The organism is Thermacetogenium phaeum DSM 12270 (assembly GCF_000305935.1).
Lineage (GTDB): Bacteria > Bacillota > DSM-12270 > Thermacetogeniales > Thermacetogeniaceae > Thermacetogenium > Thermacetogenium phaeum.
On sequence record NC_018870.1, the window covers coordinates 2787405 to 2811048 of the forward strand.

The following is a 23644-nucleotide window of genomic DNA, read 5'->3' on the forward strand; positions in this document are numbered from 1 at the left end:
TCCCCCCTCATTTTTGAATGAGTTCCAGGCACTTCTTCACGGCATCGGAGGCATCCTCTCCGTATGCATCGGCGCCGATCTTGTCCGCCCAGCGCTGGGTACAAGGCGCTCCGCCGACGATGGTTTTGAACCTCTCTCTCAGCCCCCGCGCCCGCAGCTCATCCTCGAGCTTCTTCTGCTCTGCCAGGGTCGTCGTGAGGAGGGCGCTGGTTCCGATGATATCGGCATCAACCTTGATCGCCTCCTCGATGATCCTGTCCACCGGGACATCACGCCCCAAATCGATGACCTCAAAACCCTGAGTTTTTAGAAGAGAGATGACTATCCCCTTGCCGATGTCGTGAACATCGCCTTCAACGGTGGCGATGAGAATGGTCGCCTTTTTGTCCTGGGCGGCCCCTCCGGCGATGGCCTCCTCCAGAACCCCGGTGACCTTTTTCATCACCTCGGCGGAGAGAATCAGTTCGGGAAGAAAGATCTCACCGCGCCCGAACATATCGCCGACCTTCCTGATCCCGGCGCTGAAACCCTCGTTGAGAACGCCGACGAGATCCAGACCGGCATCAATGGCCTGCCTGGCCACGGCCACCGCCTTATCCTCATCACAATTGGCGATGGCCTCCTGTGCTTCCTTGATAACCTCTTCCCAGCTCAACTGTCGCCCCTCCTTTAAAGCATTTTCACCTTGCGTTTAAAGTTTTCAACGGAATTGATCTTGATATCCAGCAGTCTGGCAATGTTGAACTTGGCTTCGATCCCGTAGGATGCCCGGTCGCGCGCCTGCACATGACCGATATCCAGCTGCTCCCGCAGCTCTTTCATTACATAGGAATCACAGAGATCGAAGACAGAGATCCCCAGCTTCTCGGCCACATATTCCTTGGCTTCTTTGATCTTCATGGCCTTGGACATTTGGACACGTGCCACCAGATCTCCGGCGGTACGAATTCCGCCCATGCCCGCAGCCACTTCGTGGGCGATGGCCATTCCGTAGGCATCGCCGTGGCCAATCTACAACCCGTCGGCCTTTCCTATTTCAACAAGAGCCTTCGAGGCCCGAGAGGTGGCATCGGTAGGCGCCGTGTTGGTCAGGGGAATCGCCCCTACACCCATGCCGGCGTTGACATGGACCGGTATGTTCGACGCCTCCGAACAGGCCTTGGTAAAGGTGACCGCCCGGGCCAGGTTCCAGGGGAAGGACTTGCTGCTGTTGGTGTTGATCACCGCTCCGAAAATGCTGCCCCCAGCCTTTTCCACCACCTTCGCCTGATCATGCGGATAAAGCCCGGCCAGCCTCACCCCGTCATACTCCAGTCTGCCGTGCATTCCCAGCACGAACTCCCCGGCCATCCCCACCTCGATGGCCATATCGGGGTACTTCTTCTTTAAAATTTCCATCGCTTTGAGGGTGGCCAGAAAATCGCCGTCACCTGATGCCCCCACGGTGTCGAAGTTGATCCCGTCGGCCCCGGCCTCATAGAGAATGCTGGCTATGTAGACCATATCCTTGGCCGCCATCTCCACGGCCTCCTCCTGGGCCGCCCTGGCCTCCTTGATCTTCGCCATCGGGAGCAGCTCGGACCAGTTGTCGATGGGCCCGTCGGGCTTGGTGTACAGCCCCAGATTCGGCATCGCCCCGTAAAACACCGGAATCACGCAGTTGAGCTGGATCAGCTCCATGGAGGCTGCCTCTTCGTGCACGAAATTCTTGAGCTGCTTATAGCTGTAATCTGTGCTGCAGAGCTCCATGGTATCGGAACAGAGCGCCCTCTCATGGATAAGGACGGTGGTCATCCGGTCCACCGGTATCCCGGCGCGGACTGGCAGCTTCAAGGTGCCGGCGTCAAAGGTTCCCACCACCTCGTTGCCGCGCTCGATGCTCACCGTTTTCTGAGGATCGGTAACGATCTCGAAAAGCCTCTGCATCTCGTCATCGGTGAGTTCCGGTATCCGCCCCCGCTCGGCGGCATCCAGCATCCCTTCTTCGAGCTCCCGGCGGATCTCCGCCTCGCTCAACCATACAGCAGATCCATCGCCCATTCTAGTGAAAAATTCTGCCACAGCTGATCTTCCCTCCTTATAATTGCCATCGCTTTCGTCAGTTAATAGGGGGGCGTCCCCCTCCCCCCGCTCCCAGAGGAAGGGGACTTTTAGGGTAAGCGATCAACAGATCGCCTGCATTCATCAACAACTCATCCCGTATACTCCTGATACGCCTTTTCTATAGCGTCACAGACAATTTCCACGATCCGGTCGACCTCCTCGGCGGTGATGATCATCGGAGGCGACAACTGAATGATGTCCCCTGCCAGGCAGCGGCAGACAAGGCCGTTCTCGTAAGCGATCTCGATCACCCTCGCCCCGAGCGGGGTGGGGAATTTCTCTTTAGTGGCCCTGTCCTTCACCAGGTCGATGCCCACCATCAAGCCGAGCCCTCTGACCTCGCCGACTGCCTCCAGATTCCTCTCCTTAATCCCGTTCAAAAGCCGCCCGCCCATCCTGGCGGCGTTCTCCCAAAGCCTCTCCCTTTCGATGATCTCGATGTTCTTCAAGGCGACGGCGCAGGCCACCGGGTGCCCGCTGTAGGTGTAGCCGTGGGGGAATGTTCCCTTCTGTTTAAGCACATCGAAGATCTTCTCGGAAACCACCGCCGCCCCCAGAGGCACATAACCGCTGGTAATGGCCTTGGCGAGGCAGATGATATCGGGTGTCGCCTCCCAGTGCAGGATCCCGAAGAGCTTCCCAGTCCTCCCGAAGCCGCAGATAACCTCGTCGTCAACATAGAGGACCTCGTACCTGTCGCAGATCTCCCGGATCTTCTCGAAGTAGCCGGCAGGTGGCACGAACACCCCACCCGTTCCCATAATCGGCTCCGCCACAAAGGCCGCCACATTGTCAGGGCCGAGCTCCTGAATCTTTCTTTCCAGATCCAGGGCGCACTCCAGCCCGCACCCCGGGTACTCCTTCCCGAACGGGCAGAGGTAGCAGTAAGGAACCGCTACATAATCAAATCCGGGGAGCAGCGGCTCAAACCCCTCGTGGAAATTCGGCAGTTTGGTGGCGCTGAGGGCTCCATAGGTGGTGCCGTGGTAGGCCCTCTGCCGGGAGATGATGATCTCCTTGCTCTTGTATCCCTTGTTGTGAAAATAGTACCGGACGAGCTTGAAGACGGTATCGTTGGTCTCCGAACCACCGCTGGTTAAGAAAACATGGGCGTTCTCGATCGGAACCATGGAGGCCACCTTTTCCGCCAGCTTCACGGTAGGGACGGTCGAATACTCGTTGAAGGCCGTCCAGTATTCCAGGGTCAGGATCTGCTCCCTGGCCGCTTCGGCAAGCTCGGCGTTGCCGTGACCGAGGGCGCTGAGCCACAACCCGGCCGTCCCGTCGATGTACTCCCTCCCCTCCACATCGTAGAGCTTGCAACCCTTTCCTGCCGCCATGATCTTGGGACCCCGCTCCATCAGCCTGGTGATGCTTGATGTGGGGTGCAAGAAATGTTCCACATCGGCTTTCTTGAGGGCTTCCACCTCAACAGCATCGTAAGTCTTCATAAGCTACCCTCCGATTTTTAAAAATTAATGGTCGAAATTTTGCCGCTACTTCAAACCAAACCGGATATCCCCGACTCATCGCATCGCCTACTGCAAGTTTAATGCCAGCCCAAAGATGCCGGTGAGTACGGCGCCATTCTCCCGCAACGGGCGCTACCTGACAGGCTAATCACACCAGAACAGCAAGTCAGCGGTGCCTGAAATAAGTTAAATCCGCAAAATGGGTTACCTCTCCCGGAACATCTTCAGCATTCGCTCGGTAACCGCAAACCCGCCCACCAGGTTGACGGTGGCCAGCATGATAGCGATAAACCCCAAAGCTTTGTTATGTGTCGCCGCTGCCAGAGCGGTAGCCACCAGGGAACCGAGGATGGTGACACCCGAAAGGGCGTTCATCCCCGACATCAGCGGCGTATGCAGCAGAGAGGGCACATCTCTGATCACCTTATATCCGGCCGCCGTGGCAACCACAAAGATAAGAATTAATGCCAGAGGGCTCAACCCCTTCACCCCCTAGGCAATCAGCCTCATCGCTTCCAGGGCGCCGGCGTGGACTACCTTGCCATCCCTGGTAACGAGGGAGGAGGCGATAATCTCATCATCGGGATCGAGCACCACCCGACCGTCCTTGACCAGGTAAGCAACGAAGTTGTATATGTTATGGGCAAACATCCAGGTGGAACTCACCGGAACCATGCCCGGGATGTTCTTGGTGCCGTCAATGCTCACTCCATAGAATTCCTTGACCTCCCCGCCAACAGTCAGGGCGCAGTTCCCCCCCTGGTCGATGGCGATATCGATGATCACCGAGCCCGGCTTCATGGATTTGACCATCTCCTCGGTGATCAGAACCGGCGCCACTTTGCCGGGAACGAGGGCCGTGAGGATGATGATGTCTGCCTTTTTGACCGCCTCTTGAATTGCCTCTCTCTCCTTGAGCAACCACTCTTCCGGAAGGTGGTTGGCATAGCCGCCCTTGCCCACGGCCACTTCGGCAGGAACGCCGGTTTCCACGATTTTTGCCCCCAGGCTCTTCGCCTGCTCCACGGCATCCGGCCTGATATCCACTGCATAGACGACCGCCCCCAACCTCTTAGCGGTGGCGATAGCCTGCAAACCGGCCACACCGGTTCCGATGACCAGCACCGTCGCCGGCTGAATCACCCCCACCGCCGTGCCGGTCATGGGCATGAATTTCGCCATGCGGTTGGCGGCCATGAGCACCCCCTTATATCCGGCGACCGTGCTCATGGAGGTCAGGGCATCCATGGACTGGGCGCGGGAGATCCTGGGAATACCGTCCAGCGTCAGGCTCACCACCCCCTTCGCCGCCAGGTCCTTGACCATCTGGTGGTTCGGGGGAGCTGCCGGATGAATAAAGGTCACCAGCAACTGCCCCTTATGCATCATTTCAACCTCATGTTTCCCCTTTGTCTCGTTGAAAAGGGGTTCTTTGACCTTCATAACGATGTCGGCCGCAGCGTAGAGCTCCTCGACATCCCGAATCAGCTCCGCTCCGGCCCGCCGGTATTCCTCATCCTCGATATAGGCAAGCGCCCCGGCGCCACTCTCCACGAGGACCCTTGCTCCGCCGTCGACGAGCTTTTTCACCGTTTCCGGTATGGCGGCAACCCTCCGCTCGCCATGCATGATCTCTTTGGGAACACCGACCGCAAGACCCTTAAACTGCATTTTCTGGCCTACCTCCTTTGTTCTCAAAATCTGTTCGCTACATCTCCAGCTACCACTAGAAGCAAATCGCCAGGTCAGTGGGATGCGCGGTGCATCCCTGCTGCCAACAAAGACCTTGCAAATCCAGTGCCAACGAAAAAAGCCCGCTGCTGCGGTTCATCATTCTCAAAAACTCTTTAATTCTGACTTGATTGTTTCACCGGTGATTTAACAGATCATAAGAAGGCGCAGCGGTGATTTCCCGGAAACGGTTAAGTTGCAGGCACCGGAGGGAAAACGCCGTCGCTGGCACGGAAATTGCACTATAAAACACAAGAAAATGACCAAGCTATTTAGAGAAAAGCCGCCGAAACAACATTCAAGGGAGGGTTTTCTAAACTAATGGGTAAATTCGATGCAATTCAGCAAGCGGTTATCGAGGGAGATGTGGAACGGGTCAAGAACCTGGCGGCAGGGCTGCTCGCTGCAGGTGAAAACCCGCTCGCTATCATCGAAGAAGGCCTGATCGCCGGGATGAATGTCGTAGGGGTGAGGTTTAAAGAAGGGGACATGTTCGTGCCGGAAGTGATGATGTGCGCCAACGCCATGAACGCCGGCGTTGAGGTAGTAAAGCCGTCGGTGCAGGGGGAGAAGATCAAGTCCGCCGGCGTCGTTGTCATAGGAACGGTGAAGGGTGACCTGCACGACATCGGGAAAAACCTCGTCTCAATGATACTGCGCAGCGCCGGGTTTGAGGTCATCGATCTCGGCGTGGACAACCCACCGGAGAAGTTCGTCGCCGCCATCAATGAGCACAATCCGCACATCGTCGGGATGTCCGCCCTTCTGACAACAACCATGCCTGCCATGAAAGAAACCATCGATGCCATCACCGAGGCAGGTTTGAGGGATAAGGTGAAGATCATCGTCGGCGGCGCACCGGTGTCCCGGGAATTCGCCGGGGAAATAGGCGCGGATGGATACGGGGATGATGCCATCTCGGCGCGCGACGTCTGCCTGGAGCTGGCCGGGCAGCAGTAATCCCTGTGCCGAAGATATTCCCGGCAACAACACGTTGAATCCTTTTTTCGTTCCTCTGTTGGTGCCGCCGCTGGCGGTATGGTAGTCTATTGATTTATAATTGATATCGGGGAACCGTTCCTCTGCCACCGATCATCACGCAGGAGACAGCAGAGGGATCAACCAGCAGTCGCCACTCTGGACACTAAAATGAATGGTTCCTCGATATTAATTTTTTTCATAAGCGTTGCAACCTGTCGGATTCCGGCGAAAGTCTTGAAAAAGCCCCACCCTGGGGTAGGGGGGATGGCATTGGCTGCACTAAGAAACCAAAGCGAGCACCGCCTGGAAGGCATTCTGGAGAAGGCCGGCCTTCTCCAAGAGCTGACCGACCGGGAGGCGGCCTTCCTGCTCGGACTGCAAAGCAGGGATGATCTGGACAAACTCTTCAGAACCGCCCGCTCCTTGAGGGAGAGGTTCTTCGGCAACAAAATTTTCCTCTACGGTTTTATTTACCTCTCCACCTGGTGCCGCAATAACTGCACGTTCTGTTACTACCGGAAATCAAATTCTAAAAGCGTGCGCTACCGCAAAACGGCCGAGGAGGTCCTGGACGCCGCCGCCAGGCTGGCCGCATCCGGGGTCCACCTGATCGACCTGACGCTGGGGGAGGACCCGTACTTCCACAATCGAAAAGAGGGCTTTCAGCCGCTGATCGCCCTGGTCCACCAGGTTAAAAAGCGGACAGGCCTCCCGGTCATGATCTCCCCCGGAGTGGTGCCCGGCCGCATCCTGCAGGATTTCGCCACCGCCGGAGCGGACTGGTACGCCTGTTACCAGGAAACGCACAACGAAAGGCTGTTTGCTGAACTGAGGCTCGAGCAAAGCTACCAACAGCGCCTGGCGAGCAAGGAGGAAGCGCTCCGCTGCGGCCTGCTGGTGGAGGAGGGAATCCTGACCGGTATAGGGGATACCGAAAGCGACATCATGCTTTCCCTCCAGGGAATGCGGCAGCTGCAAGCACAACAGGTGCGGGTGATGAGCTTCGTCCCCCAGCAGGGGACGCCGCTCGCCGACCGGGAGACACCGGCGCGCATTCGCGAACTGAAGATCATCGCCGTGATGCGCATCCTCTTCCCGGACCGGCTGATCCCGGCCTCTTTGGATGTAGACGGCGTTGCCGGACTGCGGGATAGAATCAACGCCGGGGCCAATGTGGTCACATCGATCATACCCCCCTTAATGGGGCTGGCGGGAGTCGCTCAGTGCAGAAGGGATATCGACGAGGGAAACCGCACGGTGGCGGGAGTTCTCCCCTTCCTGGAGGAGATGGGGCTGACCGCAGCAACCGCCGAGGAATACTTAAGCTGGGTAGAAAAGGAGAAGGCGAAACTTATAAGGCTGCACGGTACCTGTCTCAGCGGCAGCAATCCTTTCTCAGAAATTTCTCATCAATAAAAAAAAGGAGATCCGCGCATTATGTCGAAAAAGATACTATAACCTGATGATTCATCATCTCTGCCGGTCATTTTTCTGCCGATGGGTTTACGGGGGGTGGATCGGAAGGATCGCATAGACTCTAAATCTATGTAGCCGGGTGCGACTCCCGGACTCCCCGCCAGTTTTCTCACCCTTCTTGAACAAACCGCAATCCGAAGCCTCTTCCACAGTGATTTTAGCGGCTATCCAAAAAGGGGGGTCTTGAGGATGATTCCAAATATGGGTGTGGTTTTCACTTCTCAGGGGGGGGAGATCATCGCCTATAATGAAGTGGTGGAACGCCTTTTCCCTTCCATCCCGTCCAATATTCGGGATATCAGCGCTGAGATCGGCGACAGGGATTCGGAAATTCAAATCACAAAGGTGGATCTCCGTTCCCCGGCGGCCGACAACCCCGGGTTGAATGCCTACCTGTTACACCCCCAAGATCAACTCCCCACCGCCTGCTGCAGGCAGGAGACAGTACCGGCCGGGATGAAAAACCTGAAGAGCGAAGCGCTTCGTCAGGCCCTCGACATGTCCTTCGATGAAATATTCATCGTAGACAAGGACGGCTACATCCTCTTTGTCAACAAGGCGGTGGAAAGGCACTACGGAATCAAGAAGGCCGACATCATCGGCAAGACGGTTTTTCACTTTGCAGACCGGGGAATTTGGGAGCCGCCGATCTTTCCCATAGTCATGAAAGAGAAAAAGATGGTCACCGTGCTTCAGGATACCGCCGTCGGGAAAAAGCTCCTGGTCACCGCCAATCCGGTATTCAACGAGGCCGGAGAGATCGTCATGATCGTCGAAAACGCCCGGGATATAACAGAACTGGAACAACTGAAGATGCACCTCAGTGAGGCTCAAAACATGGCCACCAAATACAAGTGCCAGCTGGAAGAGCTGCTTAAAAAGGAACTAGACCTGGGCGGGTTCATCATTCACAGTAAAAAAATGCAGGAAATCGTCCAAATGGCCCAGCAGGTGGCCGCAACCGACTCCACCGTGCTAATCCTAGGGGAAACGGGTGTCGGTAAAAGCCTTCTCGCCAAATTAATCCACAAGCTGAGCAGGAGAAGCAAGGGGCCCTTTATCACCCTGAACTGCGCAGCTCTCCCCGAACAGCTTTTCGAATCCGAGCTGTTCGGATACTCCCCCGGCGCCTTTACCGGGGCCAGCAGAACGGGAAAAATAGGCCTCATCGAACTGGCAGAAGGAGGCACCCTGTTCCTGGACGAGATCGCCGAGATACCGCCGAGGCTGCAGGCCAAACTCCTGGAGGTCATCGAGGAGCGCCAATTCATCAACATCGGCGGCAAGGCCCCCAAGAAGATCGACGTCCGGATCGTGGCGGCCACCAACCGCGACCTTAAAAAGTGCGTCGCCAGCGGCTCTTTCAGAGAGGATCTTTACTACAGGCTGAACGTCATCGAGATCACGATCCCCCCTTTGCGGGAGCGGACGGATGAAATAATCCCTCTGGCAGAGCACTTTCTGGCCACCTACAACAGAAAGTACGGCACCAGCAGGCGCCTTTCCGAAGATACCCTGGACATGCTGCTCTCCTACTCCTGGCCGGGCAATGTGCGGGAGCTCGCCCATGTCATCGAAAGGCTGGTCATCACCGTACCGGAGGATGTGATTAAACCGCAATACCTTCCCCACCTGACGGTCAGAACGAAAGAAGAGGAAATAGACGAAGGAGAGCTTTCCGTCACCAAGCTGATGCCGCTCGACCGCGCTCTGGAAAAGGTCGAAAGAGAACTGGTAACAGCGGCCTTTAAACGGCTGAAAAGCTCCTATAAGGTCGCCAAGGCTCTGGGCATCAGCCAGAGCAAAGCCTACAGACTGATGCGCAAGTTCAACTGCGAGGGTGAATGAAAAAACAGTGGGCGGATGGCCGATTCCGCCCGGATTTTTTTGTTCCCCTGCTATTGAATCTCCCTGGTCAGCTTTTCTACCGTTTCGGCAGCATCCCCCTGCAGCAACACCACGTTCGGCCGGTCATAGAGGGGGTTAGGCACTCCTGAATACCCCGGCTTTGTATCCATGTTGCAGACCACCACGTACTTAGCCTCATCCACCCTGAGGATGGGCATTCCGTAAATCGGTGTCCCCTCAGCGGTGATGGCGGCAGGGTTGACGACATCGCACGCTCCGATGACGACAACGACGTCCGTATCCTTAAACTCCGGGTTGATGGCTTCCATCTCATAAAGCCGGTCATAGGGAACATCCACTTCCGCCAGGAGAACGTTCATATGGCCGGGCATTCTTCCCGCTACCGGGTGGATGGCGAACTTGACCTCCTTCCCCTGTGACTCCAGAACATCTAAGAGCTTTTTCACTTGCCACTGGGCCTGGGAGACGGCCATGCCGTATCCGGGGACAATAATCACCTTCTGGGCCTCCTTGAGGAGGGAAGGCGCATCCAGGCTCTTCTCGCTCTCTGCAGTGCCGCCGTTTTCTCCGGCGGCCGGGCTCAAGAGGGAATCCCCCGCCAGATTAACCGCGGCCACACTCCCGTTCAGCACCTCCAGCAGGGAGCGATTCATAGCCCTGCACATGATCCCGGTGAGGATGATGCCGGCCGCACCGACAATCGCCCCCACACTCACCAACAGGGGATCCCCAATGGTCAGGCCGCAGATGGCTCCCGCCAGCCCGGAATAGGAGTTTAAGAGAGAAATCGTGATCGGCATATCGGCGCCGCCCACCCGTATGGCGAAGAGCACACCGAAGCCCAGGGAGAGCAGCGTCACCAGCACGGAAACCACCACGGCAGCGGCGGCAGAACCGAAGGAGCCCGCTGCGACCAGCACCCCCAGAATGAGGAGGCAGAGGGCGTTGACAACATTATGCCCTTTGATGACGAGCGGCTGTTGAGGAATGCGCCGGTCCAGCTTCCCGGCGGCGATCAGACTGCCGCTCAAAGTGACCCACCCTACTACCAGGGCAAGCTGACTGGTGAAGCGGCTGAAAAGCCCCATTTCCGGATAGGTCTCAAAAATCACCACCAGGGCCACCAGGGCGGACGCCCCACCCCCCAGCCCGTTGAACAGACCCACCATCTGCGGCATCTGGATCATGGCAACCTTCATGGCCATCAAATAGCCGATGATCGCGCCCAGCAGAACGGCAAGCCACAAGACCGGAACATCGGCGATCCCGTTGTAAAACAACACCACCAAAACGGAAACAAACATGCTGAGGGCTCCCAGGCGGTTCCCCAGCACAGCGGTCTTTGGTGAGCTCATCAACTTAATTCCGTAAAGAATGACAACTGCCAGCACAATTGTAACAACTTCATAGAACCCCAATTAAACCCTCACCCCATCCGCAAATATTATTGAGAGATCAGAAATGCGACTCCTGCGAAGAAACAGCATCCTTCACCAAAATTACCCTGCCAACCGCCCCCATCGTTAAGTTTTCAGCCGCTTCCTGCTACTGCAAACGGCCGAAACCCTCTCGAAACCCCGGCGACTGCCGCTTATCAACCCTTCCAAAAAGGCCGGGTCGGGGAGGCAACCTCTCCTTACCCTCCAATAGCAAATATAATGCCAGAAGAAAAACCTTGTTCCTTCTGGCACTAATCCTTGCGGGCTGCTTCCTGTTAATGCAGTTTTGAAACAAGCATTAAGTTTTGATTTAACGGCACCTAGAACCATTCATCTTTGCGGACGGGATGCCCAATACTTGAAGCCCTCGATGGCCGCCAGGGGCTTCAAGCAGTTCTTTTGAATTCGCCTCCCGGTTAACAACAGGCAAGGGCGAAAGAAAAGTCTACCTCAAAAAGGGCAGGGGATCAACCGCCCGGTCGTTGATCCGCACCTCGAAGTGGAGATGCGGGCCTGTTGCCCTGCCGGTGTCCCCGACGCGGCCGACGACCTCGCCCCTTTCCACGAAGTTCCCTTCTTCTACCAGAAACTCCGAAAGATGGCCGTAGAGGGTCTTCAGGCCGCCACCATGGTCAAGGATCAGTGTATAACCATAATAAGGAAGCCAGCCGGTATAGATGACCTCACCCCTATCAGCCGCTCTGATGTCATCCCCTCCGTCACCGGCAATATCCAGCCCGTGGTGAAACTCACCGCCGCGCGGCCCAAAGAGGGATGTCAGCTCCCCCCGTAAAGGCCAGGCTAGGAACCGTTCCTCATCTTGCTGGCTGTAAGCTGCAGTACCCCCCGCAGGCTGAGCCGCCGGCAAAGGGATAACCAGCTCCCTCCCTGCGGCCAAAGCCTCTGGATCCTGGATCCCGTTGACGGACATTAAGTGCCTCACACTCACCTGATAGCGGCGGGAGAGCGACCAGAGGGTCTCCCCGCGAGCAACCCGGTGGGTCTCCCCCCGGACGGTGGGCAGAATGAGGACCTGCCCCGGCAGGAGAAGGCCTCCATCGTCAATCCCGTTCACCGCAGTAAGGGTGCACAGATCGACACCGAAACTCCGGGAGATGCTCCAGAGGGTATCCCCCGGGCGTACCTCATAGGAAAGGTAACGGGGGTTTCCTCCTTCCACCACACTGCTATCCACCGTTTCTGCCCAGGCGGATGAAAATCCATCCTCCGGGAAAAAACCGGCGGCCTGCTGATTGGGAAACAACAGCAATCCGGCCAGGATGAACGAAAGAAAGGCCAGCACTTTGCTCTTGTGCATGGCAACTCACCTCTTAAAAAAAACCGGTCACCATGCTATTTTCCCCCATCTGCAGGAAAATATTCGCTGGCGCCTTATGGAAGGGGGTTCAAGAATTAACGCCCTGCTTAAGATCGCGCCGGCTGGCTGAGGGGCAATTTACGGCATGGCAAAAGCTCCCCAAGGTGGCTTTCGGCGTCGTTTTAGAGAGGGAAAGGGGAAGCCGTCCAAAAAAGACACTTGGGATGACTTCTCCTCTTACAGAGAGCATCCTGATAAAGCAATCAGCAAAAACAAAGAAGACACCCATGCCGCCTGGGGCGGCACCAACAGAGCATGAAAATAACCGACGGGTCTGCCGGCGAGCGACCTATGGAAGACCGGGTAACAGGACAGGCGAAGCGAGGATGACAGGTCGGGATGCGAGTACAGACACCTAATGAGCTTCGATGGAATGGATTTGCTGCGAGGCCAAACGCTGCATTCGGCAGAAGCAGTTCGCAACTTGTTACGCAGCATCCCAGAGCTGTCCCGAAGCGAGCCGTCGTCCTGTCCGGCCTGGAATCGGGAGTCGAGCGGTAGACCGGCAGGGTATGCGGTCTATTTTCATGGCAGGAAAATCGCACCGGCACCACGAGAAGAAAGGGCAGGCATACGGTCAGTCCTTAAAAAGCTCCGGCAGAGCCCGCAGCAGGTCGCGGTTGGCCTTGGTCTTCTGCATGGCATCGATCAGCATCTCGATTGTTTCAGCTGTACCGTAAGAGGCGAAGAGCCTGCGGAAGTTCCAGACCAGCTCCAGCTCCTCCTTGCTGAGCAGGAGCTCCTCCCGCCGGGTTCCGGAGCGCTTGACGTCAATGGCCGGAAAAATGCGCTTTTCGGAAAGCCTTCGATCGAGCACCAGTTCCATATTGCCGGTTCCCTTGAACTCCTCGAAGATCACATCATCCATCCTGCTGCCGGTTTCCACAAGAGCGGTGGCCAAAATGGTGAGGCTTCCCCCCTCCTCAATCTTCCGGGCGGCACCGAAGAAGCGTTTCGGTTTATGCAGAGCCGTTGGATCAACTCCACCGGAGAGGGTACGGCCGGAGGGAGGAACGACGAGGTTGTATCCCCGGGCAAGGCGGGTGATGCTGTCCAAAAGGATGACCACGTCCCTCTTGTGCTCCACCAGCCTTTTGGCGCGCTCCAGGACCATCTCGGAGACTTTAACGTGGTTCTCCGGAGGCTCGTCGAAGGTGGAGCTGATCACCTCGCCGTCCACCGAACGCTGCATGTCTGTAACCTCTTCCGGCCGCTCGTCGATGAGGAGCACCATGAGGATCACTTCGGGGTGGTTTTTGGTGATGGCATTGGCGATCTTCTTCAGCAAAAAGGTTTTGCCGGCCTTGGGCGGAGCCACAATCAGCCCGCGCTGCCCCTTCCCCAGAGGAGCGATGAGGTCGATGATCCGGCAGGAAATGTCCCCCGCCTCCTCCCCCTCCAGGGTCAACCTCTCGTTGGGGAAGATGGGCGTCAGAGCGTCGAAATGTAGCCTTTTGGCGGCCTCTTCCGGGTCGTACCCGTTGACCGTCTCCACCCTTAAAAGGGCATAAAAGCGCTCCGTCTCCTTGGGCGCCCGGACCTGCCCGGCCACCCGGTCCCCCGTCCTCAAGTCAAAGCGGCGAATCTGAGAAGGCGAAACGTAAATATCATCGTGGCTCGGCACATAGGCGAAGGGCCGCAGGAACCCGTAGCCGTCGGGCAGGATCTCCAGAACCCCCTGAGCAAAGAGCAGCCCGTCCTTTTCTGTCTGGGCCTTCATGATTTCAAAGATAAGCTCTTTTTTGCGCAACCGGGAATAACCGGTCAGCTCCAGCTCCCGGGCGATCTGCAGCAGCTCGGCCATGGTCTTTTGCTCTAATTCCGCTAGGTTCAAGGAAATCCTCCTGTTCTTAACTTTTTAGATTAAGAATTCTATTAAGATTAAAAAAATTAAAAATCATAGAGTTTTTCGGTAATGCACAAAGGCAAGCATCAAGAGGGAAACAGCAGGCACAGACCGGGGATGTTCTGATCCCAAATGAATGCAGCTAATTGACAGTGGGGAAAACACCCTTAATCAGTCCAGGACGCGAGGAGGGTCCCAGCTTGTTCAGAGAAAAGCGGCTGACTTAGCCTGGCGGAAAGCGCCCCTTGCGAAGCGCTCTGCAGCTCTCTACACTCCCATTATACCAGCCATCGTTCAAAACACAAACCACTTCTTCGCAACCAGAACCGCATTCCTGACGAATTTCCCAGAAGGGAGAAGTGCTTGGGCCAAAGGGGGTAGAAACAGCACCAGGTTATAGTAAATGTTATCATCTCTGTTATTTTATGTCAAGAAGCGATCCCTATCTCCTATCCCCCTCAATTTCTTTCTTCTCGCATCTTTGCCCAATCGGCAAGGAAACGCTCGATGCCGCGATCGGTTAAGGGATGCCGGAACATCTGCTCGAGCACACGGAACGGCACCGTGGCGATATCCGCTCCCAACCTGGCCGCCTCCAGCACATGGCGGGGATGGCGGATGCTGGCCGCAATGACCTTCGTCCCAAACCCGTAATTGTCGAATATCCGGACGATATCCTCTACAACATCCATCCCCTCCTGGCCGATGTCGTCGATGCGGCCGATAAAAGGGCTGACAAAAGCCGCTCCGGCGCGCGCCGCCAGCAGGGCCTGAAGGGCGCTGAAAACAAGGGTGACATTGGCACGGATGCCCTCTCCGGCCAGAATCCGGACGGCCGACAACCCCTCAGGAGTCACCGGTATTTTCACCACAACATGCGGATCGATGGCCGCCAGATCCCGCGCCTCCCGGAGAATCCCGTCAGCGTCCTGGCTGATTACCTCGGCGCTGACTGGGCCCCGGACGATGGTGCAGATCTCCTTGATAATCCCGTGAAAATCACGGCCGCGCTCCTTGGAAACCAGGGTCGGGTTGGTGGTGACTCCGGAGATCACACCCCATTCCGCAGCCTTTCTAATTTCCTCCACATTGGCAGTATCCAGATAGATTTCCAAAGCACTTCCACTCCTTGATCTACACGTTTATATATTCAATGCCTATCTATGCCTTGCCCGCGGAGCCGAAGAGCCGAATCTTCTCCCTGATCACCTGACAGGCCTTCTCCCGAGCGGGGCCTAAAATCCGGCGGGGGTCGATCTCTGAAGGATCGGCCTCCAGGCGTCGGCGGACCTCGGCCACAAAGGCCTCCCGGATGTCGGTATCGATATTCACCTTCCGCACCCCCAGGGAGATCGCCCTTCTGATATCCTCGCCGGGGACACCCGAGGAGCCGTGCAGCACCAAAGGTACCCCAGTCAGTTTTCTGATCTGCGCCAGTCGGTCGAAGTCCAGCTCAGGTTTCCCGCGGTAGCGCCCGTGGGCGGTTCCGATAGACGGGGCCAGGGCATCAACCCCGGTCTCCCGCACAAAGATTCTCGCCTCTTCCGGATCGGTAAAGAAAGCCTCTCGCTCGGAAACCCGGACCTCATCCTCTACACCCCGGATGCGGCCCAGTTCCCCTTCCACAGAGACCCCTACCGCATGGGCGACCTCGACGACCCTTTTGGTGATGTCGATATTCTCACTTAACGGGTGGTGCGATCCGTCGATCATGACCGATGTAAAGCCGTTCCTGATGCAGAGCATCACCTGCTGAAAGTCCGTTCCGTGGTCGAGGTGCATGGCCACAGGCACACTGGCAGAAGCGGCAGCCTCCCGGATCAGGGCCACAATATAGCCCATACCCGCGTACTTGATGGCACCCTGGCTCGCCTGGATAATCACCGGAGAGCGTTCGGCCTCGGCCGCCCGAATAATAGCCTGAACGATCTCCATGTTGTTGCAGTTAAAGGCGCCGACTGCGTAACCGCCTGCTTCGGCGCTGGCGAGTATTTCCGCACATGTGACCAGACCCAAGGCTCAAAATCCCCCTATTCCTTGGAACGCCTTTTCCTGCTCTTCACCTTTCCCCGCCCTACCCACTGGAGGGTGCCGGGTTTAAGAACGATTTCCCAGGTGTTTTTGATGGCTTTGCAGTCCTCTTTGGTCTCGGCGCCGATCACGCCGACCGCTCCACAGCGCGAGCATCGCAGCTCCACGCGTTCGGCGAAGATCTCCACCTCGATCTCCGGGTTCCCGCACTGGCAGGACAGCTTCCCTTCCGAAGCCAGTTTGTGCAAGAAGTCCAGAATCTCATACATAATCTCAGGGTTGGAAAAATAATCGGAAAACCCCAGATCCTCCGCCATCTCTCGCAGGGACTTCTCCTGTCTGGCGATGCACTTCTTCACCTTCCGCCGCGGTCCGATAAATCCCACCTCAAGCCCGGTCTCCTCGCAGATAAGGCTGATGACATCAGGGGACCAGATCTCTTTGAAGGAATACTGGTAAAGGTGCCTCGCTTCACACATCAAACAATCCAGCTGCATGTAGTAAACCTTTCTGTCTCTGGTAGCAATGGAGAGCAGGGGGGCTCCACAGTCACAGGAAAAGCGCACCGTCCTGATCTGACCTGCAAAATGAAAAAGCGATAAAGTGTAGTATTTTATTTTTCCACATTCGGGGCAACGTAATGCAACTGCAGTAACTGCCTGAACGATCATGTGTCTAACCTCCTCCGCCTCTGCCGCCTCACATGCACCTTTTATTCTCCATCTATCTGTTAAATCCTTTAAAAAAATTCAGAAAGTTTACATTTGAGTATCGCCCAGAGGCGCCTTCTGAAAACCGCTCCCCTCCGGCAGCATCTCCCCCCGGTAAACCCTGGGGACAGATGCCCTGATCACCGTGCGCCGTGCCTGCAGAAGCACCGGCGTCCCTACTTCCACACCTGGTATCTTGCCCACATCGACACAGCTTAATTCCATTCCGATCCTGCCTACGACCGGAGCGGAAGCACCGTTGATTATAACATAACCGGTGCCGACCGGAAAACCCAGATAATTCAAAACAATTTTTCCCATCACTTTGATGAGGTCCCCCATACCGACAGGGCGCGGGCTGACGTCGATGCCGAAGCCGTCGCTGTAGCCCACGGGTATCACCGCCAGGAGAGTATCCCGGCGCACCTTATGGGTTCTCCCGTAGCCGACCGTGTCCCCCTTCTGCACCCTCTGCAGGTGCAACACCCGCGCCCAAAAGGACCAGGTACCTGCCAGCTCCAGAGAGTTCTGCGGCACCCCGGCGGGGAGTTGGCCGTATAAAAGAGTACCCACCCGCACCATCTCCAGGTGCATTTCCGGGTAAAGGAGGGCCGCAGCGCTGTTGCAGACATGCCGCAGGGAGAAGACCACTCCCCGTTCCGCCAGGTGGCGCACCACATCCTGGAAAACCCGAAACTGATGCCTGGTGAAGGAGGGGTCCCCGGCAGCAGAAGCGAAGTGGGTGTAGATCCCCTCCCATTCCAGCTCTGCCAGGGAGAAGAGCTCAGCCGCCGCATCCTTGAGGGCAGCCGGCTTCAAACCGGTCCTTCCCATCCCCGTCTCCACCTTCAGGTGAACGGGAACCCTCTTCCCGTATCGGCGCCCGGCATCGGCCAGCCGCACCGCCTGCTCCAGGCTGCTGACCGAGGGAGTCAGCCCGTACCTGAGCACCGCCTCCTCCTCGCCGGGTAAGAGGGGGCGGAAAACAAGGATAGGCGCGGTGATCCCGGCCTCCCTCAAAGACATCCCTTCTTCGGGATGGGTCACCCCCAGCATCGAGGCCCCCTTCGCCAGGGCTGTGCGGGCCACCGGGACGATACCGTGCCCGTAGGCATCGGACTTAACAACCGCCAGCAGGCGCACCCCTTCCCCCAAGAATTCCCTCACCTGGGAGACGTTGTGGGCAACTGCATCGAGATCAACCTCTATCCAGCGGGAATGCAGCATTCTGTCTTCTGTCATCTGCTCTCACAGCTCCAGACGTTTCACCATATCAGCACATCTCTTTCAGTGCCGTGTTCCCTCACCGGACGGCTCCGGCGTTTTCGATCGGCGGCCGCCAATCAGCGCTACAAAAAGCTATTCCATCTCCTGCTCCCCGCCCTTGCGGCGGTGGGTGAACCTCAAATACAGGGGGAACACCCGCCTCCAGAGAAAGTACCAGAAGGTGGAGAGAACGAGGTCGTACTCCCCGATAAATTCGGTGAAGCGCCCCCCGAAGCCCTTCTTGAAGCGATAAAGGCCGGATAAGGGGTTGCCGGGGTCGTCCGTCGGAGGCACTCCCCGGAAGTCGTAGATCCTGCACCCCAAGGACTTCGCCCAGCGGATCATCGTCCACTGCAGGAGGTTGTTGGGCATCACATTGCGATGCCGGCTGCTGGAGGCACCATAGAGATACCAGACCTTATCCCCGCAGTGAAAGGCTATGGTTCCGGCTATCACCTCACCCCTGTATTCGGCCAGAAAAAGCCGCGCCATCCCCTGTTCTACGAAGAGGTCCCACATTCGCTCGAAGTAGCCGAAGTTACGGATCAGAAAGCCGTCCCGCTCTGCCGTTTCCTGCAATATCTCGTAAAATACCGCCAGATCTTCTTTCTTCTCGGCCGTCCGCACCACAACCCCTTTGCGGATGGCCAGGCGCAGATTGTATCTAGTCTTGCCCGCCATCCCCGCCAGCAGTTCATCCTCAGAAGGGGTCAGGTCCAGCCGGAAAACGTAGCGGGGCTGCACCCCGCCGAATCCCGCCTTCTCCTCCACCGGGCGCAATCCGTGTTTTTTCAGGCGCTCTCCGGCCTCCCTGTCCTCAACGGGAATGTCCGGGTCGACCTTGATGAAGATCGCCCCGTGGCTCCTCCCCAGCCTTCTCAACTCCTGCCAGAAGAACGCCTCACCCTCCTCATCGCACTCCCTGCCCAAAACCGGTCCGCGCGGGGCATAGAGGATGGACTTCTTAAAATAGGGAATCGTCCTCTTCAAGAGGGAAATGGCGGCAATGGGAGTGCCCTGCCTGGTGATCAGAAGGCGCAGCGGTAGCCAGCCGGTCCCCCTTTTCAACTCCCCCCACTCGTAGGTCTGGAGGAAGTGCGGTTTGGGAGAGGTGCTGATAAAGCGGTTGAATAAGTCCTTCTCTTTTTCTCCGATCAGGTGCACCTGATACAAAACGACACCCCCTTAACCTAGGGTCGCCCCGACAAAGTCCCGGAAGAGGGGATGCGGCCTGTTGGGACGGGACTTGAACTCAGGGTGGAACTGGCAGGCTACAAACCAGGGATGATCGGGAATCTCCACGATCTCCACCAGGCTCCCATCAGGCGAGGTTCCGGTGATCTCCATCCCCCCCGCAGTGATAACATCCCTGTAGGCATTGCTGAACTCATAACGGTGGCGGTGGCGTTCCTGCACATTCTCACAGCCGTAGGCCGCCGCCGCCCTGCTTCCGGACGACAGCTTGCAGGGGTAGCTTCCCAGGCGCATCGTCCCCCCCAGGTCCTTCGCCCCCTTCTGGTCGGGGAGCAGATCGATGACGGGATGAGGGGTCTGCGGGTCGAACTCCGTGCTGTTCGCCCCTTTAAGGCCGCAGGTGGAACGGGCAAACTCGATCACGGCGCACTGCATCCCCAGGCAGATCCCCAGGAAGGGAAGCTCCTTCTTCCTGGCATAGGAGATGGCCTTGATCTTGCCGGCGATCCCCCTGCTGCCGAAGCCTCCCGGCACTAGGATTCCGCGCACCCCATCGAAGATGCGATCGGCATCCCCCGCCTCCAGCTCTTCGGCGTCCACCCAGGTAATATCCACCCTCGTCTGATGGGCGAGACCGCCGTGGCAGAGGGCTTCTGCAATGCTGAGATAGGCATCCTTGAGCTCGATGTACTTCCCCACAACCGCCACCCGGACACTCCGCCGGGGGTTATAATAGCTGTCGACGAGCCCCCTCCATTCCTCCAGTTCGGGTGTTCTCTGGGGGAGCCCGAGGCGCTCGCAGACGATCTCCGCCAGGCCCTCCTTCTCCAAAAGCAGGGGGACCTCGTAAATCGAGGCCGCATCCACGGCCTCGATGACGGCTTTCTTGTCGATATCGCAGAAAAGGGCGATCTTATCCTTAAGCTCGCGGGATAGAGGGGTTTCGCAGCGGCAGACGATAATGTCCGGCTGAATACCGATAGAGCGCAGTTCCTTCACGCTGTGTTGGGTGGGCTTGGTCTTCAGTTCCTGTGCAGCTTTTAAGAAGGGTACCAGGGTGACGTGAATGTAGAGCACATGCTCACGCCCGACGTCGGTTTTCAGCTGCCGGATCGCCTCCAGAAAGGGCAGGGATTCGATGTCCCCTACCGTCCCCCCGATCTCCGTTATCACCACATCGGGGCCCTCGCTTTCGGCAATTCTCCTGATGAATTCCTTGATCTCATTGGTAATGTGCGGGATGACCTGGACGGTCCCTCCCAGGTAGTCCCCGCGGCGCTCCTTGCGGATCACCGAATCGTAGATGCGGCCGGCGGTGACGTTGCTCTCACGAGACAGGCTCTGGTCGAGAAAGCGCTCGTAGTGGCCGAGATCCAGATCGGTTTCCGCTCCGTCGTCGGTAACGAAAACCTCCCCGTGCTGATAGGGGCTCATCGTCCCCGGGTCGATGTTGATATAGGGGTCGAACTTCTGAATGGCCACCGAAAAGCCGCGGCTCTTCAGCAGGCGGCCCAGTGACGCGGCTGTAATCCCCTTTCCCAGAGAGGATACAACTCCACCTGTAACAAATATGAACTTCGTCAAAGCCTCTCCCCTCTTTTTTACCGGTATTTCCGGTTCCATCTTCTCATTTTCCGCTGCCTCGTCAGTTCTCGTTAACTCACATACAAAGGAAATTCTAATCTCCGCTTCATGCCCTTGTCAAGGGGATGGGCTTTTACTGAATGTAATCCAGCACCACCACTTCCTGTTCCGGAGGGAGGCTCTCCGCCGTCCCCTGCCAGACTTTCTCCCGACGCACCCTTTCAAAGTGGCGGGTGAAGTCATCCAGGGGGCCGAGATCAAAAGTAAGATGGGGGGTGCGGTAATGCATCGGAAGGATCAGGCGAGGCTTTAACTGCTCAACCACCTTTAAGGCACCTGCGGCGTCGATGGTATAAACACCACCTACCGGCACCATGAGAACATCCACCCTCCCGATCCCTTTCACCGTGGCCTCCTCCAACAGGTGCCCCAGGTCACCTAGGTGGCAGAGGCGCAAACCGTCCATCTTCCACGCAAAGATGATATTCTTCCCCCGCAGGGCACCCCCGGCTTCATCGTGAAAAACGGAAAAACCCTCCACTTCCAGGCCGCAAACCCGGTGGACGCCGGGGCTTTTTAAAACCCCCGGGTGCCCTTTGAGAACGCTCACTGCGTTGTGGTCGTAGTGGTCATGGCTGACGGTCACCACATCCGGTTCCACATCAGGGATAGGATAGCCCACCCGAGGATCGAAGGGATCGGTCAGGAGACGCACCCCCTCCCCCTCGCAGTAGAAACAGGCATGTCCCAACCAGCGCACGATCATCATGGATCACATCCTTTCCGGAGCAGATACTCCTATTATCTTCAGGGTGTTCCTGAGCGTTATGCGACAGGCATTGACGAGGGCCAGACGCGCCTCCCGGAGCCCCGTCCCGGCATTGAGAACGCGGCAGGTCGTATAAAAACCGTGAAAGAGGTTCGCCAGATCGTAGGCGTAACGGGTCAGGCGGTGCGGCTCCAGTCGGGTGGCAGCATGGATGATCTCCCCCGGCAGCTCGGCGATCTTTTCAATCAGGGCGCGCTCCTCCTCTTCCCGCAAAACACTGCAGTCGATCTCCCGCGCCCTGGGTATCTCCCCCGCCTGGCGCAAGATGCTGCAGATCCGGGCATGGGCGTACTGCACGTAATAGACCGGATTTTCACTCGACTGCTCTTTGGCGAGGTCGAGGTCGAAATCCAGGTGGCTGTCGGCACTGCGGTCCACGAAGAAGAAGCGCGCTGCGTCCTTCCCTACTTCTTCCATGAGCTCCCTTAAGGTCACATACTCTCCGGACCTCTTGGACATCCTCACGGGCTCTCCCCCACGGAACAACCGGACCAGCTGCATGATGATCACCTGCAGCCGGTCGGGGTCGATTCCCAAAGCCTGCATCGCTCCCTTGAGGCGGGCCACATGGCCGTGGTGGTCCGCCCCCCAGATGTTGATCACCCGGTCAAAGCCTCTCCGGAACTTGTTCTGGTGGTAAGCGATATCGGCGGCAAAATAGGTGGGGACACCGTTGCTCCGCACCAGCACCTCATCCTTCTCATCCCCGAAAAGGGTTGAGCGGAACCAGATCGCCTCATCCTTCTCATAAATGTAGCCTTTCTCCTGCAGCTCCTTCAAAACCTCTTCGATCGCCCCGGAATCATGCAGAGTCTGCTCTGAAAACCAGACATCATAATGCACTCCGAAGTCGGCCAGGTCCCTCTCCATCTCCGACAGCTTCTCTTTTAGCGCGTACTTGATCAGGATCTCCCGCCGCAGTTCCGGGGCCATCCCGGCGTACCTGTCCCCTTCCTGAGAAATGAGCCGCTTCATGCACTCGACGAGGTCCTCCCCGGGGTAGCCGTCTTCAGGGAAGGGAACATCCTTTCCCAACAGCTGCAGATACCGGGCTTCCAGAGAGCGGCCGAAGATCTCGATCTGGTTCCCGGCGTCGTTGATGTAAAACTCCCGGGTCACATCATAACCGGCAGCCTCAAGCACGGCGGCCAGGGTGTCCCCCAGGGCCGCCCCCCGGGCGTTCCCCATGTGCAACTGCCCCGTGGGGTTGGCGCTCACGAACTCCACCTGCACCTTCTCCCCGCCCCCGACGTTAGAGCAACCGTACCTTTCATCCATCTCCTCAACTTCCGGGATTACGTCGTAAACCCAGGCTGGATCCAGGAAGAAGTTGATGAACCCCGGGCCCGCCACCTCCAAGCGGGCCACCCTGTTCCTCCCGGCAGGGAAGTATTTCAGCAGCACTTCGGCGATCTTCCGGGGCGCCGCTTTCGCCGGGCGGGCCAGGACCATGGCGATATTGGTGGCCAGGTCACCATGGGCGCTCTCCCGCGGCCTCTCCAAAGTGTAAGGGGGAAGATGGTCAAACTGCAGTTCCCCCGCTTCCTGCGCCCTCTCCGCCGCTTCCTTCAGGTCGAGATAAATCCGGTTCTTCAAATGTTCCAGCAGCATTTTTCGACGACTCCTCTTGTCTGTTTCTCCCTTTCTATTATCCGGTAGACCGGCGCTTTTATGCAACTCCCGATTTCGCATCGGTGTTCTCCCAACAACGAATTAGCAGGCCGGACGGTTACCC

18 protein-coding genes and 1 pseudogene are annotated in these 23644 nt (G+C 57.4%); 3 read left to right on the forward strand and 16 right to left on the reverse strand.

Annotated elements, in window-relative coordinates; all coding sequences use genetic code 11:
• Window positions 1-7 precede the first annotated feature (7 nt).
• The 5 genes and pseudogenes from TPH_RS13740 to TPH_RS13765 form a co-directional block, all read right to left on the reverse strand.
• Window positions 8-655, reverse strand: a complete 648-nt coding sequence (locus tag TPH_RS13740) for a cobalamin B12-binding domain-containing protein (RefSeq protein ID WP_015051794.1) — start codon at window positions 653-655, stop codon at window positions 8-10.
• Window positions 656-669: 14 nt separating this feature from the next.
• Window positions 670-2061: pseudogene (gene mtbB / locus TPH_RS13750) on the reverse strand ([dimethylamine--corrinoid protein] Co-methyltransferase).
• A gap of 131 nt (window positions 2062-2192) precedes the next feature.
• Window positions 2193-3554, reverse strand: a complete 1362-nt coding sequence (locus tag TPH_RS13755; RefSeq protein ID WP_015051797.1) for an aminotransferase family protein — start codon at window positions 3552-3554, stop codon at window positions 2193-2195.
• Window positions 3555-3779: 225 nt separating this feature from the next.
• Window positions 3780-4055 (reverse strand): NAD(P) transhydrogenase subunit alpha, encoded by a 276-nt coding sequence (locus tag TPH_RS13760; RefSeq protein WP_015051798.1) that lies wholly within the window; start codon window positions 4053-4055, stop codon window positions 3780-3782.
• A 12-nt stretch (window positions 4056-4067) separates the two neighbouring features.
• Window positions 4068-5246 (reverse strand): NAD(P) transhydrogenase subunit alpha, encoded by a 1179-nt coding sequence (locus TPH_RS13765; RefSeq protein ID WP_015051799.1) that lies wholly within the window; start codon window positions 5244-5246, stop codon window positions 4068-4070.
• A 381-nt stretch (window positions 5247-5627) separates the two neighbouring features.
• Here TPH_RS13765 and TPH_RS13770 point away from each other — a divergent pair, with 381 nt between their 5' ends.
• From TPH_RS13770 to TPH_RS13780, 3 genes are all read left to right on the forward strand, one after another.
• On the forward strand, window positions 5628-6266 hold the full coding sequence (locus TPH_RS13770; protein ID WP_015051800.1) for a cobalamin B12-binding domain-containing protein: 639 nt from the start codon (window positions 5628-5630) through the stop codon (window positions 6264-6266).
• A 285-nt stretch (window positions 6267-6551) separates the two neighbouring features.
• The gene (pylB, locus tag TPH_RS13775) at window positions 6552-7703 is read left to right on the forward strand and encodes a methylornithine synthase PylB (protein ID WP_049886141.1); all 1152 of its coding nucleotides are present in this window, start codon (window positions 6552-6554) and stop codon (window positions 7701-7703) included.
• Between the two features lie 249 nt (window positions 7704-7952).
• Entirely contained in the window at window positions 7953-9611 is a 1659-nt protein-coding gene (locus tag TPH_RS13780) for a sigma-54 interaction domain-containing protein (protein ID WP_015051802.1), read from the forward strand.
• 50 nt (window positions 9612-9661) lie between these two features.
• On the opposite strand, the gene TPH_RS13785 is transcribed toward TPH_RS13780, so the two are convergent.
• The 11 genes from TPH_RS13785 to argS form a co-directional block, all read right to left on the reverse strand.
• Complete coding sequence (locus tag TPH_RS13785; RefSeq protein ID WP_015051803.1) at window positions 9662-11050, reverse strand: NAD(P)(+) transhydrogenase (Re/Si-specific) subunit beta; 1389 nt, start codon at window positions 11048-11050, stop codon at window positions 9662-9664.
• A gap of 466 nt (window positions 11051-11516) precedes the next feature.
• Window positions 11517-12389 (reverse strand): peptidoglycan DD-metalloendopeptidase family protein, encoded by an 873-nt coding sequence (locus tag TPH_RS13790; protein ID WP_015051804.1) that lies wholly within the window; start codon window positions 12387-12389, stop codon window positions 11517-11519.
• 637 nt (window positions 12390-13026) lie between these two features.
• Complete coding sequence (gene rho / locus TPH_RS13795; RefSeq protein ID WP_456243262.1) at window positions 13027-14289, reverse strand: transcription termination factor Rho; 1263 nt, start codon at window positions 14287-14289, stop codon at window positions 13027-13029.
• Between the two features lie 464 nt (window positions 14290-14753).
• Window positions 14754-15410 carry a fructose-6-phosphate aldolase gene (fsa, locus tag TPH_RS13800; RefSeq protein WP_015051806.1) on the reverse strand — a complete coding sequence of 219 codons (657 nt, stop codon included), beginning with the start codon at window positions 15408-15410 and terminating at the stop codon, window positions 14754-14756.
• 46 nt (window positions 15411-15456) lie between these two features.
• A complete protein-coding gene (locus TPH_RS13805) occupies window positions 15457-16311 on the reverse strand; it encodes a class II fructose-1,6-bisphosphate aldolase (protein ID WP_015051807.1) in 855 nt (284 codons plus the stop codon).
• 14 nt (window positions 16312-16325) lie between these two features.
• Window positions 16326-16997 (reverse strand): hypothetical protein, encoded by a 672-nt coding sequence (locus TPH_RS13810; protein WP_015051808.1) that lies wholly within the window; start codon window positions 16995-16997, stop codon window positions 16326-16328.
• A gap of 87 nt (window positions 16998-17084) precedes the next feature.
• Window positions 17085-18278, reverse strand: a complete 1194-nt coding sequence (alr, locus tag TPH_RS13815; protein ID WP_015051809.1) for an alanine racemase — start codon at window positions 18276-18278, stop codon at window positions 17085-17087.
• 117 nt (window positions 18279-18395) lie between these two features.
• A complete protein-coding gene (locus TPH_RS13820; protein WP_236608886.1) occupies window positions 18396-19466 on the reverse strand; it encodes a lipid II:glycine glycyltransferase FemX in 1071 nt (356 codons plus the stop codon).
• 21 nt (window positions 19467-19487) lie between these two features.
• Complete coding sequence (locus TPH_RS13825) at window positions 19488-21080, reverse strand: CTP synthase (RefSeq protein ID WP_028991261.1); 1593 nt, start codon at window positions 21078-21080, stop codon at window positions 19488-19490.
• Window positions 21081-21213: 133 nt separating this feature from the next.
• Window positions 21214-21849 carry an MBL fold metallo-hydrolase gene (locus tag TPH_RS13830; protein ID WP_015051812.1) on the reverse strand — a complete coding sequence of 212 codons (636 nt, stop codon included), beginning with the start codon at window positions 21847-21849 and terminating at the stop codon, window positions 21214-21216.
• Between the two features lie 3 nt (window positions 21850-21852).
• On the reverse strand, window positions 21853-23520 hold the full coding sequence (gene argS, locus TPH_RS13835; RefSeq protein WP_015051813.1) for an arginine--tRNA ligase: 1668 nt from the start codon (window positions 23518-23520) through the stop codon (window positions 21853-21855).
• Window positions 23521-23644: the final 124 nt, after the last annotated feature.

Excerpts from the sequence above, each read along its gene's own strand:
- TPH_RS13755 (WP_015051797.1), bottom strand. The coding sequence starts at position 3,554 with ATGAAGACTTACGATGCTGTTGAGGTGGAAGCCCTCAAGAAAGCCGAT.
- TPH_RS13765 (WP_015051799.1), bottom strand. The coding sequence starts at position 5,246 with ATGCAGTTTAAGGGTCTTGCGGTCGGTGTTCCCAAAGAGATCATGCAT.
- TPH_RS13770 (WP_015051800.1), top strand. The coding sequence starts at position 5,628 with ATGGGTAAATTCGATGCAATTCAGCAAGCGGTTATCGAGGGAGATGTG.
- pylB (WP_049886141.1), top strand. The coding sequence starts at position 6,552 with ATGGCATTGGCTGCACTAAGAAACCAAAGCGAGCACCGCCTGGAAGGC.
- TPH_RS13780 (WP_015051802.1), top strand. The coding sequence starts at position 7,953 with ATGATTCCAAATATGGGTGTGGTTTTCACTTCTCAGGGGGGGGAGATC.
- TPH_RS13790 (WP_015051804.1), bottom strand. The coding sequence starts at position 12,389 with ATGCACAAGAGCAAAGTGCTGGCCTTTCTTTCGTTCATCCTGGCCGGA.
- TPH_RS13810 (WP_015051808.1), bottom strand. The coding sequence starts at position 16,997 with ATGATCGTTCAGGCAGTTACTGCAGTTGCATTACGTTGCCCCGAATGT.
- alr (WP_015051809.1), bottom strand. The coding sequence starts at position 18,278 with ATGACAGAAGACAGAATGCTGCATTCCCGCTGGATAGAGGTTGATCTC.
- TPH_RS13830 (WP_015051812.1), bottom strand. The coding sequence starts at position 21,849 with ATGATGATCGTGCGCTGGTTGGGACATGCCTGTTTCTACTGCGAGGGG.
- argS (WP_015051813.1), bottom strand. The coding sequence starts at position 23,520 with ATGCTGCTGGAACATTTGAAGAACCGGATTTATCTCGACCTGAAGGAA.